This is a genomic window from Paraburkholderia sp. CNPSo 3281 (assembly GCF_024206515.1).
Taxonomy (GTDB): Bacteria; Pseudomonadota; Gammaproteobacteria; order Burkholderiales; family Burkholderiaceae; genus Paraburkholderia; species Paraburkholderia nodosa.
In genome coordinates, this window is record NZ_JAMBPS010000098.1 from 1 (window position 1) to 16,240 (window position 16,240).

General features: G+C 59.2%; 8 protein-coding genes and 3 pseudogenes. 7 read left to right on the forward strand and 4 right to left on the reverse strand.

The annotated features are described in order from the left end of the window. Positions 1–332, forward strand: a 332-nt coding sequence (locus tag M3I56_RS39105; RefSeq protein ID WP_254358463.1) for a transposase, incomplete at its 5' end; no start/stop codon positions are given. A 105-nt stretch (positions 333–437) separates the two neighbouring features. Here M3I56_RS39105 and M3I56_RS39110 read toward each other — a convergent pair. Beyond that, complete coding sequence (locus tag M3I56_RS39110; protein WP_254346438.1) at positions 438–5,885, reverse strand: AAA family ATPase; 5,448 nt, start codon at positions 5,883–5,885, stop codon at positions 438–440. A 236-nt stretch (positions 5,886–6,121) separates the two neighbouring features. On the opposite strand from M3I56_RS39110, the pseudogene M3I56_RS39115 reads away from it, so the two are divergent. Continuing rightward, positions 6,122–6,833 (forward strand): annotated as a pseudogene (locus M3I56_RS39115) (IS6 family transposase). 246 nt (positions 6,834–7,079) lie between these two features. Then, positions 7,080–8,750: pseudogene (locus tag M3I56_RS39120) on the forward strand (phage integrase family protein). Positions 8,751–9,471: 721 nt separating this feature from the next. On the opposite strand, the gene M3I56_RS39125 reads toward M3I56_RS39120, so the two are convergent. Further along, positions 9,472–11,535 carry a phosphocholine-specific phospholipase C gene (locus tag M3I56_RS39125; protein WP_309249224.1) on the reverse strand — a complete coding sequence of 688 codons (2,064 nt, stop codon included), beginning with the start codon at positions 11,533–11,535 and terminating at the stop codon, positions 9,472–9,474. Positions 11,536–11,637: 102 nt separating this feature from the next. Between M3I56_RS39125 and M3I56_RS41270 the strand changes: the two genes are divergently transcribed. Beyond that, on the forward strand, positions 11,638–11,760 hold the full coding sequence (locus M3I56_RS41270; protein ID WP_302057194.1) for a hypothetical protein: 123 nt from the start codon (positions 11,638–11,640) through the stop codon (positions 11,758–11,760). A 530-nt stretch (positions 11,761–12,290) separates the two neighbouring features. Here the strand turns inward: M3I56_RS41270 and M3I56_RS39130 are convergent. Then, a complete protein-coding gene (locus M3I56_RS39130) occupies positions 12,291–12,536 on the reverse strand; it encodes a Tn3 family transposase (protein ID WP_165979569.1) in 246 nt (81 codons plus the stop codon). Positions 12,537–12,646: 110 nt separating this feature from the next. Between M3I56_RS39130 and M3I56_RS39135 the strand changes: the two genes are divergently transcribed. The 3 genes from M3I56_RS39135 (at position 12,647) to M3I56_RS39145 (ending at position 15,993) form a co-directional block, all read left to right on the forward strand. Next, the gene (locus tag M3I56_RS39135; protein ID WP_254358464.1) at positions 12,647–13,672 is read left to right on the forward strand and encodes a transposase; all 1,026 of its coding nucleotides are present in this window, start codon (positions 12,647–12,649) and stop codon (positions 13,670–13,672) included. Between the two features lie 101 nt (positions 13,673–13,773). Beyond that, positions 13,774–14,658: a transposase gene (locus M3I56_RS39140; protein ID WP_254358465.1), complete on the forward strand. Its 885-nt coding sequence runs from the start codon at positions 13,774–13,776 to the stop codon at positions 14,656–14,658. Between the two features lie 570 nt (positions 14,659–15,228). Next, positions 15,229–15,993, forward strand: coding sequence for a glycerophosphodiester phosphodiesterase family protein (locus tag M3I56_RS39145; protein ID WP_254358466.1), 765 nt, complete (start codon positions 15,229–15,231; stop codon positions 15,991–15,993). Between the two features lie 36 nt (positions 15,994–16,029). On the opposite strand, the pseudogene M3I56_RS39150 reads toward M3I56_RS39145, so the two are convergent. Next, positions 16,030–16,240: pseudogene (locus tag M3I56_RS39150) on the reverse strand (IS5/IS1182 family transposase); the annotation flags it as partial.

Below are 16,240 nucleotides of genomic sequence, written 5' to 3' on the forward strand. Positions count from 1 at the left end.
CGGAGCCGCTCAAATACTTTCTCACTACGGCCCCCGAAGAGGCGACCCTCGAGCAGCTCGTGTTCGTGACCAAAATGCGCTGGCGCATCGAGCGCGACTATCAGGACCTGAAGCAGGAGTTCGGGCTCGGTCATTATGAAGGACGAGGCTGGCGTGGCTTTCACCATCACGCCACACTGAGTATCGCTGCGTATGGGTTTCTGATGGCTCAACGACTCAGAATGCAATCAGGTGGACATGGTAAAAAAAACTTCCTTGAACGCGCGCTGCCTGCCCTTCCCTCGGATTACATCCCCCGGGGCAGTCCAGCGCGCTCAGCGCCACGTTCCTGATTCCATTACTACATTGCGCATCCTGCTTGGACAAGGGCTCATGCAACGATGGCTTTCTTGCTGTACGACAGTAGATCGCGCAGTTACTTATATGACACAGTAGTATTAGGGGACAGCTTGTTCACGATCGACTGGAAGTGTCACCTTGATTGTGGTGCCGGCGCCCGGCGAACTGATAACGTCGATTTCGCCACCCAGCATCAGAACACGCTCTTTCATCCCCGCTAGACCGAACGATCTCTTCCCGGTTGCCAGAACATCGAACCCGACACCGTCGTCGTTCACGTCCAGCAGATAGGCGTCATGTGTTCGTTTCAGCCCGATAATCACCCGATTCGCCACCGCGTGACGGGCGACGTTGGTCAGCGCCTCCTGGACGAGGCGGAACAGGACGATAGCGCGATCCTCGCTCACGACGATGTTCTCGTCCTGCAAGTTGAGGTAACAGACTGTGCGGCCGTTGCGGTTGAACTCTGCAGCGAGCCACTCGAGCGCTGCCGCAATGCCAGTGTCGAGTGCTGCCGGACGCAGCGATGCGATCACCCCTCTGACGACCTGCATCGTTTCATCCACAAGGGAAATCAGTACCTGGGTCTGCGCGACCAGCTCCGGTCGATCTCGGCCCAACTGCATGCGTAATGCCGACGCCTGCAGGCGAAGCGCGGTGAGATGCTGTCCAAGTTCGTCGTGCATCTCACGTGCGATGTGCTTGCGCTCTTCCTCGCGAGCCATTTCTCGATGTGACGTGAGCTCCCGAAGCATTTCGTAGGACTCGCGCAAACGGCGCTCCGCCTCCTTGAGCACGGTCAGATCAATCACGAAGGCGACGCCTTCCTTCCCGCTGGCATCGAACGCCGCCCGGCCGACCATGACGGGCACACGACTGCCGTCCTTCCGGACGTACTCCTTCTCGGAAGGTTGAATACGCCCGTCCTGTCCGATCTGTAGCAGAGCCTGTTCGGCGCTTTCGCGCCATTCGTCCGGCGTCAGATCTCGCCAGCGTAGACGGGCTGCGGCAAGTTCAGTACGGTCATATCCCACCATGCGCAGAAACGCGTCATTAGCCTCGAGGATGTCACCTTCGGCGTTCCACACGATGATGCCGATGATATTGGCATCGACGAGTCGCCGGATTCTTGCCTCGCGTTCGGCAAGGTCGCGGTACAGTCGGGTATTCTCGAGCGCAGTCGCCGCCTGCGACGCGAGGAGCCGGAGTACCGCACTCCGTGCTGAGGTGAAGGCGCGGGTGATCAGATTGTTTTCGAGGTACAGAGCGCCGATCAGCTTTGCCTGATTCATCAACGGCATGCAGAGAACGGAACGGGTTCGATGCTCGCGGATATATGCGTCCATCGCGAACGCGGGCTCGTTCACGGCATCGTCGAGAATGACGTTCTTCCTTGTGCGCAGCACATGGTGGAGCACCGACTCGGGCATCACGGTTGCGCTTACGGGCACATCCCGCAATTGGACGCGAGGTTTTGCGCCGTCCGTCCCGACTTCCGCTGCGAGCCGCTGTTCGCCCGTATGCGAAAGAATGAGTAACCCCCGCTCCGCGCCTGCCTGTTCGATTGCCGTGCGCATGATCGTGTCGATCAACCTGTCGAGAACGACCTCTCCCGAAACCGCTTGCGATACCCTGATTACAGTAGCAAGGTCAAGGTGTTCGACAGGCGCCCCGATCGTGCTGCCTGGTCCGGGCGTGCGCTCCTCATCCCTGAGATGGGGGAACAGTTCGTCGAGTTGGCGCACCTTGCCTTCGGCGCCCCAGTGTCGGTAGCCCCGGCGCGCGTCCTGCAAATAGACACGGGCAATCTTGTCGAAATCGCGCGCCGCGTAGAAACCGGATGCGAGTTCATTGGCAAGCGCTTCGTTGTGTACAAAGCCGTTTGCGCGCGCGAGGCGAATGGCCTCGTCGTAGAGCCGCATCGCGTCGACATCACGGCCTTCCAGGCGCGCCATCTCCGCGCCCACCAGCGCAGCGCGATTGCCGAAATTCGCCGGACAGTTCTTCGCCCATATCTCCAGTTGCCGGCAATGCGCAGCGATGGCGTCGTGCTGCTGCTGTCGCTCCCCGGCTGGTGCACGGTCGCAATGTGCGGCGAGTGCGAGCGCGCCGTAGAAGTGGTACTCGCACTCCTCCAGGTGCGACGACGAGCTCCAGAGGAGCTGCTGCGCGACCGCTGCCGCATTCACGGCGGCCACATGGTCGCCTGAAAGGTAGCGCCCCTGTAGTTTCCGGATCCAGTACCAGCACGCAGCCGTCGCGAGCGCGGGGTTGGCGGACAAACGCTGTTCCGTACGAAGCTCGTTGAACTCGCCGTAGTCGAAACGACCGAATTTTAACGTCGAGCCGCGGAGCATCCGGATCAGCGCAAGTTGCGTAGTGAGGTTATCGACGACAAGGCCGAAACGCGCCTTCACGGAGAATGCAAGGCCCTGTTCAGCTTCGCGTTGCACGTCGATCAACGGCTCACCGGCAAAAAGCCGGTCCGAAACAACGTGGCAGCAGGTATAGGCGCCAGACGGAAGGTCCCCGGTCCGGGTTGCCGCTTCGAACGCGCGGCGCAGCACCTCGCTGCTGACGCGCACGTGTTTCGTCCAGCGCACGACGTAGAGCGCGTAGCAGAGATACGTCACTGCCTCGAAGCGTTTGAGTCCCCGGCGCTCGACCAGATCGAAACCAAGCTGGCCGAACTGGATACCGGCGTGGTATTCGCCAAAGCGTGGTCCTGCAATCCGGGGGAACATGACGTACGCAAAGCACGAGGCGTCGCAGTTGCCGCGCTCCAGACTAAGACTGATCAGTTTGCATATGGCGAGGGACGCGAGATTCGCGTCGAAGAACCAGGCCGGCCTCAAGAGCTTGCTCAGCACATCGGCGATCGCAAGGGACATCGGATCCGTCATCAATGGCACATCAATGAGTGCCTCGATTGTCCGACCTGCAAGCAGTGACCGGACCGTTTCGTATCCCCGCTGTACGTCGTTTTCGTGCGGGTGCGCTGCCCAGTCAATACCGACTTGCCGGAGGTGGTCGAGACAGACTTCGACCGCGCGACCGCTCCGGTCGAGAGTCAGGTAAACATCCATGCGCAGACACGCAACATGCGCCTGTTCGGCGGTAGTCGTCGCGCGGCTTGACAGCATGGCCAGCCGCTCTTGCGCGTCCGCTAACCGCCCGGTGAGGAACTCGCATTCGGCCCGGTTCAACTCCAGCGCGAAAATCAGTTCATGCCTGCGCTCCCAGCAGTCGCCCGTCAGGTGTTCCGCGCCAGCAGTGAGGTAGGTGAGCGCCGACGCATAGGCTGTCGACGCCTTGGCTCGCCGGGCTGCGCTTAGGTTGAACTCGGCCAGTTGCTCGCGTTCCTGCTGGGAAGTCATCAGCGCTGCGCCACGGTTGAGTTGGCTGACGATCTCGAAGATCGCATCTTCCATTCTGCCAGCGGCGGTTTGCGCTGCGAGCAGCCGCCCGATTCGCAGGTGGGTGTCGGCACGCAAATCTCCCGGAATCAGCGAATAGGCGGCTTCCTGCACCCGGTCGTGTACAAACGCGTACGCGTCTTCCCGTTGCTCGACCAGTTCCTGATCGACTGCAGGCCGCAGCAGCGCTCGAATTTCCCGCGTCGAGGTGCCCAGAACCTTCGGCAGTATCGCAAGCGAGGCGGTGTTGCCGAGGCAGGCGAGCTGTTGCAACGCGCGCTGCGTTTCAGTGGGCAGACGCGCCAGCTTCGCGACCATGAGGTCTACCACGTTGTCGGTGTATCCCGTGCCGTGGATGCGGGGCAGATCCCAGCACCAGCAGGCGTTGTCATGGTCGAAGCTGATGAGACCGGCATCGGCGAGCGCGTGCAAAAACTGGATCACGAAGAACGGATTGCCCGCCGTCTTTTCATGCACGAGGCGGGCAAGCGGTGCGGCGCGCGCCGGCTCACAGTGAAGCGCTTCGACGTTCAGTTGCTCCACGTACTCGCAAGCGAGAGGCGCTAGAGCGATTTCGTCGATCCGTGCGCCCGCCGCCCTGAACGTCTGAAGCTTGCGCAGCAGCGGATGGCTGGCATCCACTTCATTGCTGCGATAGGCGCCGATCAGCATCAGATATTGAAGATCAGAGCGCGTCAGAAGATCGTCGAGCAAATCGAGCGTCGCGGCGTCGAGCCATTGCAGATCGTCGAGAAAGAGTGCCAGCGGATGCTCACGTTGCGCAAACACGCCGATAAAGCGCCGGAAGACGAGTTCGAAGCGGTGTCGCGCCTGATTCGGCTCGAGTTCCGGGACGGGCGCCGGGTCTCCGATGACGAGCTTCAACTCGGGAATCATCTCGGTCACGAGGCGCGCATTCGGACCCAGTGCTGTGACCAATGCGTCGCGCCAGACCGCGAGCTCCGTGTCCGGCTTGCCGAGAAGCGACCGCACCAGGCCCTGAATGGCCTGCACGAGTGTCGAATAGGGTATGTCGCGTTTGTACTGGTCGAACTTGCCCGACGCGAAGAGTCCACGTGGTGGTACCAGCGCCTTGTGCAGTTCACTGACGACCGCAGACTTGCCGATGCCCGAACAACCGGAAACCAGCACGAGTTCAGGCGTGCCGGTGTTGACCACTCGATCAAATGCGGCAATCAGGGCCTTGACCTCGTTCTGCCTCCCATAGAGCTTCTCGGGGATCCGGAGCCGGTCGGGCATGTCGTATTCACCCAGCAGGAAGGCATCGATGTGGCGTTGACGTTGCCATTCGGTCAGGCAACGCCGCAGGTCTCGCTCGACGCCCGCCGCAGTCTGATAGCGCTCCTCGGGCGTCTTTGCGAGCAGCTTCATGACAAGTTCCGAGACGGCAGCTGGGACCGTGTTTACCAGCTCGCTTGGGGGCACCGGCTTTCGTGCAATATGGCAATGCACCCATTCCATCGGGTCGGAGGCCATGAACGGCAGGGTCCCCGTGAGCATTTGATAGAGCGTGACCCCGAATGCATAAAGGTCACTGCGCGAATCGATTGAGCGATTCATCCGTCCGGTCTGTTCAGGTGCCATGTAGGCGAGGGTGCCGGCGATCGTTTCAGGCGGCTGCGGTGATTGCCGCTCGCGCGGCAGTTGCGAAGCGATGCCGAATCCGGTGAGCCGCGGCTGCCTGTCTGTGCAGTCAACCAGAATATGAGCGGGCTTGAGGTCCTTGTGGACAAGGCCGCACTGATGGAGCTTGACCAGCGTAGCGGCAATGTCCACGGCGAGCGACAAGACACGCTCCACCCCGACAGGCGCACCGACCAGGCGCTCGAGTGGGTCGCCACCCGGATCCTCGAGCAGCAGGGCCATCCGTCCGTCTTCGCGCACCAGCTTGATGGGGCGCACCGCCCACGCGCTGTTGAGCTGTTCCTTCAGCGCGAACTCGTGAGCGAGGCGATCGAGAAGGGCGGTCGAGGGGTGTTCGTCGGCGCTGCGCACGACCAGCACACTGTCGGTGGCGCCAGGGGACCCGACACGGCAGAAGGTGCGCTCTTCATCCTCCCACAGGACGTGGACACTGAAGCCCGTGTCGGAGCCATGTTGATAGTTCATGTGCCGTCATTCACAGTCAGGCTCTAGCCCTTGATTCTATCAAGATACGTGGCCCTATTCGTCTGTCTATAGCGCGCAGGGCGCGACCGGAGTGGCCCGGGGGGCGCCTGCGCGGTCAGCAACGTCGCTGACTACAGTTGCACGATACCCGGTGCGACGCTGCCATGGCCACTTGTATTTGGGCTCTGGTGCAAATAGCGCGGGGGCGAATCGGTTAAGGTGTCGGGCTGAACGAATTGAGAACTGGGGATGAGCAAGCTGAAGAGCCTGGACGAACTGTTTGCAGGCGTCACTTTGACCGCGATGTGATCATTCTGTGTGTTCGCTGGTACCTGCGCTACAAGCTTAGCTTGCGCGATCTGGTCGAAATGATGGCGGAACGGGGTCTGGCGCCGGCCCACACGACGATCCTGCGCTGGGTGCAGCGCTTTGCGCCGGAGTTCGTCAAACGGTGGAATCTTCGGCAGGCCCACCGGCCAGTCCTGGCGTGTTGACGAGACTTATCTCAAGCTGCGCGGCAAGTGGGTCTATCTTTATCGGGCGGTGGATCGGGTGGGCCAGACAGTGCCAGGCGCGACGTGAAGGCGGCAAAAGCCTTTTTCAGGAAGGCGATCAAACATCAAGGCCAGCCACCGAAGACCATCACGCTTGACGGCTATGCGGCCTCGCACCGCGCCGTGCGCGAGATGAAGGCCGATGGCCTGCTGCCTGAGGACACGAAGGTCCGATCCTCGAAATATCTCAATAATCTGGTCGAGCAGGACCACCGCAACATCAAGTCCCCGGACGAAAGTCATGCTCGGCTTCAAGCGTTTCAGGAATGCAGCGATCACCCTCTCTCGTATTGAGCTGGTACATCGTATTCGCAAGGGACAATTCGGTCTCGCGAAGCTCGGCCTCAAAGATGCCACTGCGCCCGCAGTCTGGGAGGACGTCTTGTCTGCTTGATAAGGTATCCTCTATATAGGAAAAATCTCGTGCAGACCGCCTATTTGCACCAGAGCCGTATTGGGTGGGTCCGCGACGCTTGTGACGCACGCCCGGAGCTTTGACGTACGAAAAAGCCCCGAATCTTGGCATCCCCCCATTGGACACCTGACAGCTGGGATTGTAAAAGATCTGAAACGTTCATCACGAATGGACAGATAAAAAATATTATCTGTCCAATCTTGTTCTGAATCTAAACTGGCAGGCATGAAAACGCGTGAGATAGCCCCCATCGCCTTCCCCAGCGACGCTGAACTGGCTGCGCTGCGCGCCTGGTATGCCAGTCGACCCTCGAGCGGCCGTCGCGCGCTATCTGGGCGACCGCAAGGCGCCCGGGGCGTCGGCGCGCGGCGTGCTCGGCCGCATTCGGCGCACTCTGGTCGCGTTCGCGACGAGCCGTCACCGGGCTGACCTGGGTGAAACATTCGGCGAGCGATCCGCCGCGTCGGCCGACATCGTCGCACGCGCTATTGAGACATTGCGCAGCCTGCCAGCACCGGTGCCGCACATTGCCGACGAGATCGACCAGTGGTTGCCGCCGCGCGTGGTGGGCGCGCTGCAGGCGCACGGCCTCCGGACGCTGGCCGATCTGACCGTGCGGATTCCGCGCCGGCGCCGCTGGTGGATCGCGATCGACGGACTCGGCGTCGCCGGCGCGCGTCGCGTGGAGGCGTTTTTTGCCGCCCATCCGGCACTGACCGAACGGGCGCGGGCGTTGATCGTCGTGGCACCGGCCGGCGACGTCGTGGCGTGGGAGCAGTTGCGTGTGCCGCACGAAGTCGACGGCTCGCATGGACAGTTCCGCGCACCAAGGGCTGCTTGCCTGCTGAATGCATCCAACGACTACGAGGCGATCCAATCCTGGCTCTCGCTGCACGACTCGGCCACCACGCAGCGCGCCTACCGCAAGGAAGCAGAGCGCCTGATCCTGTGGGGGATCATCGAGCGAGGCCGAGCGTTGTCGTCGCTCACCACTGACGACGCGATCGCGTACCGGGCATTCCTGCGCCGGCCCACGCCGCGCGAGCGTTGGGTCGGGCCGTCGCGGCCACGCCACAGTGTTGAATGGCGACCTTTCATCGGCGCGCTCTCGCCCCGATCAGCGGCGTACGCACTGAATGTCCTGTCGGCGCTATTTCGCTGGCTGGTCGAGCAGCGCTACGTGCTGGCGAATCCGTTCGCCGGCGTCAAGGTCAAGAGTGACGCGCCGCGTGCGGGATTGGACGTGTCGCGCGGTTTCTCCGAGGGCGAGTCGCTGCTCATCCGCACCGTTGCTGACGGCCTCGAATGGTCCTACGGCTGGAGCGTGCCGGCCGCCCAGCGCGTGCGGTTTCTGCTGGACTTTGGCTATGCAACTGGCCTGCGCGCGAGTGAACTGGTCGGCGCGACGCTCGCCGATATCCGTCGAGATGAGCACGGCGATCACTGGCTGCACGTGCTCGGCAAGGGGGCAAGCGCGGTAAGGTTGCGTTGCCGTCGCTCGCCCGAGCCGCGCTGGATCAATTTCTCGTGCAGCGTGGGCTGCCGGTTACGCCCGCGCGCTGGAACCCGGCGACGCCGCTCGTCGCGAGCCTTGAGGAGGACGGCGCAGGCATCGAACTAAAACGGCTCTGGCGTGTGCTGAGACGATTCTTCATTGTGGTGGCCGACGCGATCCAGGACGAACGGTCAGCGACTGCCGACAAGCTGCGCCGCGCAAGCCCGCATTGGATGCGTCACACGCACGCGTCGCACGCGCTGGCACGGGGTGCTGAGCTGATCATGGTGCGCGATAATTTGCGCCATGCGTCGATTTCGAAGACGTCGACCTACTTGCACAGCGATGAAGTGCAGTGGGCCCGGCAGTTTGATCATGCGTTCGAGGCACGCAAGCGGTAGACCGACTGCAGACCGACGACGCTGGGACAATGATAGTGTCTGTGGGCTGAACACTGCTCAACCAAACCGACAAAAAATCAGAATTTCTCCGCAAAATCATCGAGCTAAGATTATTTTGGCGAAAATTTCGCGATTACCCACACCGGCAAATTAGGCGAAGCGCCATGTAGACGATGGCGACACCGCCGTGTTCAGGCGGGATCGCTCGGGCTGAGTTGTGTGGCAATGGTTCGCATAATGCCCTGAACTTTTCCTACCGACCATGGTGGCCGGCAAGGAGAGGCTGGCGTTGACATCAGTGTCATCGCATTCTGGCTGGGCCATGAAAGCATCGACACGACGCACATCTACATGGAGTCCAATCTTGCGCACAAGGAGGAAGCGCTAGGTCGCTTGCAGCCTGTCGGGCAGCGGACGCCGCGTTTTCACGCAACCGACAAGGTCATGGCCTTCCTCGAAACCCTCTGATTATGCGCACCGCAACGGCCGGGGTCTCATGTTCCAGACGGCTCCCCGGCCGTCGTTTCGCCTAATTTGGCGGTGTGGGTAATCGTTAAAACCTCGCCACATCTCCGCCTAAACTGCTGAGTTTAATACGAAAACCATGAGAATCTAGCCGATCTGCTGGCTGGCTACGGCAACAAAATTCAAACCAGTTTTCGATAAACTCTTAGCAGAGCTATCCCGCAAATCAGCGGAACTACAACTGCATTACAACACCTTACGAGGCCATGGCCGGATCGGTAATGCTATCTGCACCGGTTTCGACGTGACCAGCAACCTTGCACATGAAATTGCTGTTTTCCTTAAGGGTGATGCTGAAGTTGTACCAACTCATGCTCGCGGTGAGATCGATCGGCAGTTCAACGGTTTGACCCGCCGGAACCCTGGTCGTCTGCGGCGCCATCTTGTAAGCGTTGTCGCTGACCGTGGCATTCACATCGCCCGAACCAACGTTAATCAGCGAGAGGCGGATCGAGCCATCGCTACCGTAGCACGTTTCAACTTGCAGGGCGGCGCTGGTGCTCGGAGTATCAACATACTCGCGAACGAAGCCGTTGGGACCGGTGACGCGCAGATCGTATGCACCGCTGGTTAATGTCCAGAAATCATCCAGGGTCTTGCTGTCTTCAACCGTGTAGTACTTTGGTGCATTCGACAGGTTCAGACGGTCAACAACGCGGTAGCACACTCCGACACCACCCGTGTTACCGAAGTGCACTGCAGGGCCACCACCGGTGACCGCGCACTTCGCGAACAGCTCATACGGAATTGCACGTGCCGGACGAGTGCCGGACTCAACCACCGGCTTGCCGGCCGGCGTTGCCGGTGGCGTCGGAACAGGTTTGTTGATATTTGCTGCCGTCGCAGCAGCATAATCCACGGCGCTAGTTGGCAGCGGCACTGACATACTGATAGTCGGAACCGAAGTCGGGAAAACATCGTTAGGCGTCTTGAAGTTAAATGCCGAAGTCAAGTCACCGCAAACTGCGCGACGCCACGGGGTGATGTTGCCGCAGTGCACGCCAAATCGCTGTTCAATGAAGCGGATCAGCGAAGTATGGTCGAACGTCTGCGAGCAAACATAACCTCCACGACTCCACGGCGAAACGACAAACGTCGGCACACGATTGCCCAGACCGAAGGGGTTGCCGTCGCCAGGGTTGATTTCGTCGCTCGTTTCCACGGTGCTCAAACCGTTGGCCGACGTAGCCGCAGGGCGCGGTGGAGCCACGTGGTCGAAGAAGCCGTCGTTCTCGTCATAGGTTACGATGAAGGCGGTCTTGCTCCAAACATCCGGATTCGACGTCAGTGCATCCAGAATACGTGCGATCCACTCGACGCCGTATGCTGGCGGCCACAGTGGGTGCTCACAGAAAATTCGCGGAGCGAACAGCCACGAAACCTGCGGCAGCGTATTGGCCAGCACGTCTTGCTTGAATTGCGCCAGGGTTCGCGGGTTGACGCCGCGGTCGTACAGCGGATTGCCCGGCAGAGCATTGACGAAATTCTGGAAGGCGAGAAGCACGTTCATACCGCCATCGCTGTTGTCGTTGCTCGTCTTGTCGGTGCCTTGACGGTACGCGCCCCAACTGATGCCTGCATTTTGCAGCGATTCAGCATAGGTCACCCAGCCCGGACCGTACATATTGCCCTGACCATTGGTGAACTGGGTAATGTTGTTGTTATCGATAATCGGCCCAAAGCCGCCGAGACCATGCGGATCGTTACTGCCGGTCAGCATGTACAGACGGTTCGGGCAGGTCGGGCCGGGCATCGATGCGTGGTACGCGTCGCACACAGTAAATGCATCAGCCAGGGCGCAGTGGAACGGAATGTCCTGGCGGTTGATGTAACCCATCGTTGCCCCGCCTTTCGCCAGGACCCAATTATTCATGCGGCCGCCATTGTTGGCAGCTTGACTATCCGGCCACGAGTGCGGCAGACCCTTCCAGATCGGGAAGTTAGTGTTGTCGGTATCAATGTGGAACGGCGTAACGATCCCACCATTGCGGTCCGGCTGAGACCAGATATCCGAGGTTACCGACGGGTCGTTGAAACCACGAACGCCGGACAGCGAGCCCAGGTAGTGGTCGAACGAACGGTTCTCGAGCATCAGAATAACGATGTGCTCAACGTCATTGATCGTGCCGGTACCGTTGTTTGCCGGAGTAGCCAGCGCGCGTTGGATAGCCCCAGGGAAAATAGTCGACGCGACTGTCGTACCCGCTGCGGCTGCCGCAAGACGCATGAACTGGCGGCGACTAATTTGCATGTGTTCCATTAGTTCGAGCACCTGTAGGTTTGCGCGCGGGGCGTGCTGGTAGCTTGGGCGCCGCTGTCAAGGCCTTTCCCCGAGCATGCCGCGAAACATAAGGCGATAAGGATGGCTGCCGCCATCTTTATCATCAAAGATTTTCCAGTCATTATTTCCCTACGAGGTTGGTTGGTTAAAGTAAATTATCGATCGCGTTCGACGGTGGCGGAATCATCCGCAGCACGCCGCTGACTGACCACGCTTCAGCCTGTGCGATGCTGTAGTACGCACCGTTGGCGATCACACAGTCCACATTCACACCGACCGCCAGTATGCTTTCAGACCGGCCTCATTGGACACGGTGTCTTCCGTGAACACGATCGAGTGGACGTTCATCTCCGGATCGACAGATGGACCTTGCGCCACGGCATCCGACTGGCATCGCGTCCGTATTTCTGACGGTACCATTCGCTGGTCCGGCCGAAATTGACAAACCTCATGACTTTTTAGCAGTCCATAATGACATCTGCATGGCAAATTGTGCGCATGACTCGGGGACAACGTGGTTTGCTAGACCTTCGTTGTAAGAGACTTGCACTCTTTACTCCTTGCCGGTCTCCCGGCGCACTGACGAAATTACTTCGCTGGCAAACGAAGTAATTTCGTCAGCCCGGAGGCCCCAGCCCTGTCCTGGCGGGCATTGGCCGGTGACGACATTACTTCGCTGTAGGGGTTGTAAGCCGGAACCGCAGAAATTTTGGAAGTCCTTTGATTTCAGGTGGTTAGAGAAGGTCGAGACCCGCAAGCATGGCCGCGATGTCGATCGGGTTCTCGTTGCGAAACGTGTAATGCCCGAGGAAGTGGATGTGCCGCCACGCCACCGGAGAAATCTTCTTCAGCATCGCGAGCGCCTTCTCATTTCCCTCCCGCTGGTAGCGTTCGAGCAGTTGTGAGAGCAGTACCGAGTTGAAGGCGGTCACGACATTGGCCAGCAGCCGGCCGCACTCGTTATTGATCGCAATGTCCAACTGATTGCGGGTTTTCCGAAGGGGCCGAATTTGTCTGCGAGCCCCACCGGGAATGGCTTTCGGAGCTGGCGAGGGGGAGCGGTTAAAGTGAGGGCTTTGCGGATGCGAAAATGGCTGCAAACCCTGGCCGGCAGGCGATTCCCACGAAATTGAGTGAAGCGCAGTTCGGGCAATTTGTCTTGCCGCACCTGAGCCGGGGCCGGCGCGGCCCGCCGCCGACGTTGCCGTTACAGAGGATGTTCAACTACGTCCTGAAGGCGCTCTATATGGGGTGTCAATGGAAGATGCTGCCGATCGAAACGGATGCAAAGGGGCTGCCTGAAATCCACCACACCCGCATCTACCGGATCATGCGACGCTGGCAGGCTGACGGCAGCATCGACCGGGTCTTCGCGGGCTCGGTCGATCAACTGCATCGGGACCAGCTCCTCGACCTCGCGAACATCCATGGCGACGGCACGACCACAGCGGCAAAGAAAGGCGGCGACAACCTGGGCTACAGCGGGCACAAGCATCTGAAGGGCGACAAGGTGGTGGCCTTCTGCGATCGCAACTGCAACATCATCGCGCCATTCGTGACGGCGCCGGGCAATCGCAACGAATCACCCCTGCTGCGTGACGCGCTGCCCAAACTCACCGCCATGGCGCGCGCCATTGGTGCGAACCTGCAGGGCTCAACCGTCAGTCTGGATGGCGTCTATGACTGCCGCGAAAACCGCCGTGCGATCTTCAACCGCGGCATGAGGCCCAACATTCCCGAGAACCCGCGTGGGCGCAAGGCACCGAAGCGCGGTCGCAGACGGCATTTCGACGCGGCCATCTTCGCGGAGCGCTTCAGCACCATCGAGCGCGTGTTCGCCTGGGAGGACACCTTCCGCCGCCTGCTGCTGCGCTTCGAACGCATCAGTGCCGTGCGTGCACTACGCGCTCAAGACGCTCGCCTACACGATGATCAACCTGAGGCACTACTTCCGCAGCTGATCGCGGCCCTCAGGGCGGCCTGTCGCTACTTCGCCGGCGCATTGCGCCATGGCCGCGCGCGTCGTTACCATGTCGATCACTTCGCAAATCAGACTTCCGCTTCGCTTTGCCTGTCTTGCCAACTCATGCATTTCATGAAACATATGCATTACTGATCAAATGCAACTTCAGTCTGCTTGAAACCCGCAATCAGTTGGCAAAGATGCTACGGGTTGTGTAAAAGCGCAACATCATGGTCATGAAGCCAGCTTGAATAATGTCATATAAAGCCAGACTAAAGACGGGTGAACTGCGCAAGCGCAAGAAGCCGGGGTACCGGGTGACGAACGCGCGGGCGTATAACCAGAGCCTGAGAAAGCGCGGCATGATCAGCCTGTATGTGCCGGGCGGCGATCTGAAGGCGCAGCTTATCAACGCAAAGATCCGTACGCCGGGCGTGTCGGGGCGTGAGCCGACCTACACCACGGCGTACATCGAGCTGATCTCTACCTTCTACCGGCTGTTCGGCTGGGGGATGCGGCAGATCACCGGCTATATGGAGGACTACTGGGAGACTCGCGGGCTGGACATCCCGGTGCCCAGCGCCAGTCAGCTGGGCGAACGGTTCGCTTCACTGGAGGTGAGCGTCACGCAGCGTTGCGAACAGTTGGCCCGACGTCTCGCGCGCGGCGAGACGATCAGTCTCATCGTCGACAGCACGGGATTGAGCTTTGGGCGGGCGAGCCAGTGGTACGAGGAAAAGTACGGTCAGAAGGCCGCGCGCACGCCGTGGCGCAAGATGCATCTGTCGATCGACGCTGACATGAACGTACACGCGATCCGCATCACCACTACAGAAGTATCGGACAGCGAAGGAATGGACGCCGTGCTGCCCGCTGATGTGCCGATCGATCGGGTGATTGCCGATGGCGCGTACTACAGCATCGAGCGTACCGAAGCGCTTTCAGGCGCGGGCGTGACGCCCGTCATCCCACCGCCGTCGTACACGGCGAGGAGCGAACCCGCCGGCATGACCCGATCGTCAGATACATCGAGGACAAAGGCATCTATGCATTTCACAAGAAATACGGCTACGGTGTGCGCTCGCTGGTCGAGGCGCAGATCTCGCGCATCAAGCGTTGCATCGGCGAGCGCCTGCTGACGCAGGAGCTTGCGTCGCAGGAAGGCGAAGGCGTAATCATCGCCAACCTGCTGAACCGGTGGAACGCCTTCGGCAAACCGGTTTGCGTCAATAATGCATAGTCGCGTCCATAGCACGGGAACTCGTACCCATCCGGACAAAGCCACTCGCCGAGCTGCTATCCGGCTATGGCTCCAAATTTCAAGTCAATTTCTCGTGAACACTTAGATCGCACTTACAAATGAATCAATATTAGAGATTCTTAATCGCATAGAAAAACATTTTATATCAGTGCGACTGGCAATTAGTGATACCGTGGTATTTATTTTGCATCGCATGGAGAATCCAGTTTTTTCGCCCTTGTGCGCGGCAATGAATTTGCGCAATTACAGCCATCCCCGTCTGGCCCTTGATGGCCGTCGGTGCCGACATGGATGATGGTCGTTGACGATCGGAAGATCAGAGATCTACACGTTCACTGGGCGGAGTTGCAGAGATTTAGCTCTTAACGGACTTCTAACGCGATATTGAGAACAGGAAATACTGAAAATTTCCTTGTTTTGTTATCGGTGCGGCAATGGAGGACGCGGCATGAATATAAAGATATTCGCAATATCCATGATTATGTCTTTTACGCCAGTAGCTGCCAGAGCGGATACTCCTTTACCGGTGATACCCTCCAGCTACGTAGTCGACAAAATTACTCAAAGGATGTTCGAGCCATCGAGTACCTCTTCCGATCTTGTCCTACTGTCCGCCCACCGCGGATATTGGGAAATATATCCTGAGAACTCGTCTTACGCCCTACAAGATGCTTGGAACCGCGGATACGAAACTGTTGAGATCGATGCGCGATTTACCGCCGATAAACAGGTGATTGTCGCGCACGATTTTAATATAGACCGTATTTCGACAGGATCTGGCGCGGTGAGCAGCCTAACATATTCGCAACTTAAGCAGGTCGACCTGAAGGATCGGCATGGAAAAGTGTTTTCAGATGCAAATGGGAATAAAGGAAAATTCTTGGGCTTCTCAGAGGTTTTGGATCTTCTTGAACAGTACGTCACCTCAGACGGTCTAGGTTATGTCGTTATTGTTGACATCAAGACGGCGCCCGGCGGGTCCGGCCTGGAAATCATGCAGAAACTCCTAGACCTTATAGCTGCCAAAAATAATCCCTCACTAAGCAAGGCCGTTGTAATCAAAATTAACGCGAGAGATGCGGGTGATCTCGGGTCTGTACTGAGTCGAACTACATACAATCCCAACGTGAACGGCGGCTTGGTTCTCGTAGAAAATCCTGACGCCGACAACGTCAAGATATCAAATTATGATCCCAATCAGGACGTTAACTAGTCGCCCCTGAACAATTCGTTTTGGCCGTCGTCGGCGTCAGCCGGCGGATGCTCTCTGATCGACAGGGATGAACAGGGCGATGAGAACAATGGTGTAAAAAAACCGCAGCTTCCTCAGGATCATCCGCAGGTTGTGACCAGCTCCGCATAGCACAGCGTGCATCGCGTCACCAAGCGTTCCCTTCAGCCAGTTCCGATCGAGTTTGCCATCTGTCTTCATGTGGCCGATGGCTGGCTCAATCGCACTG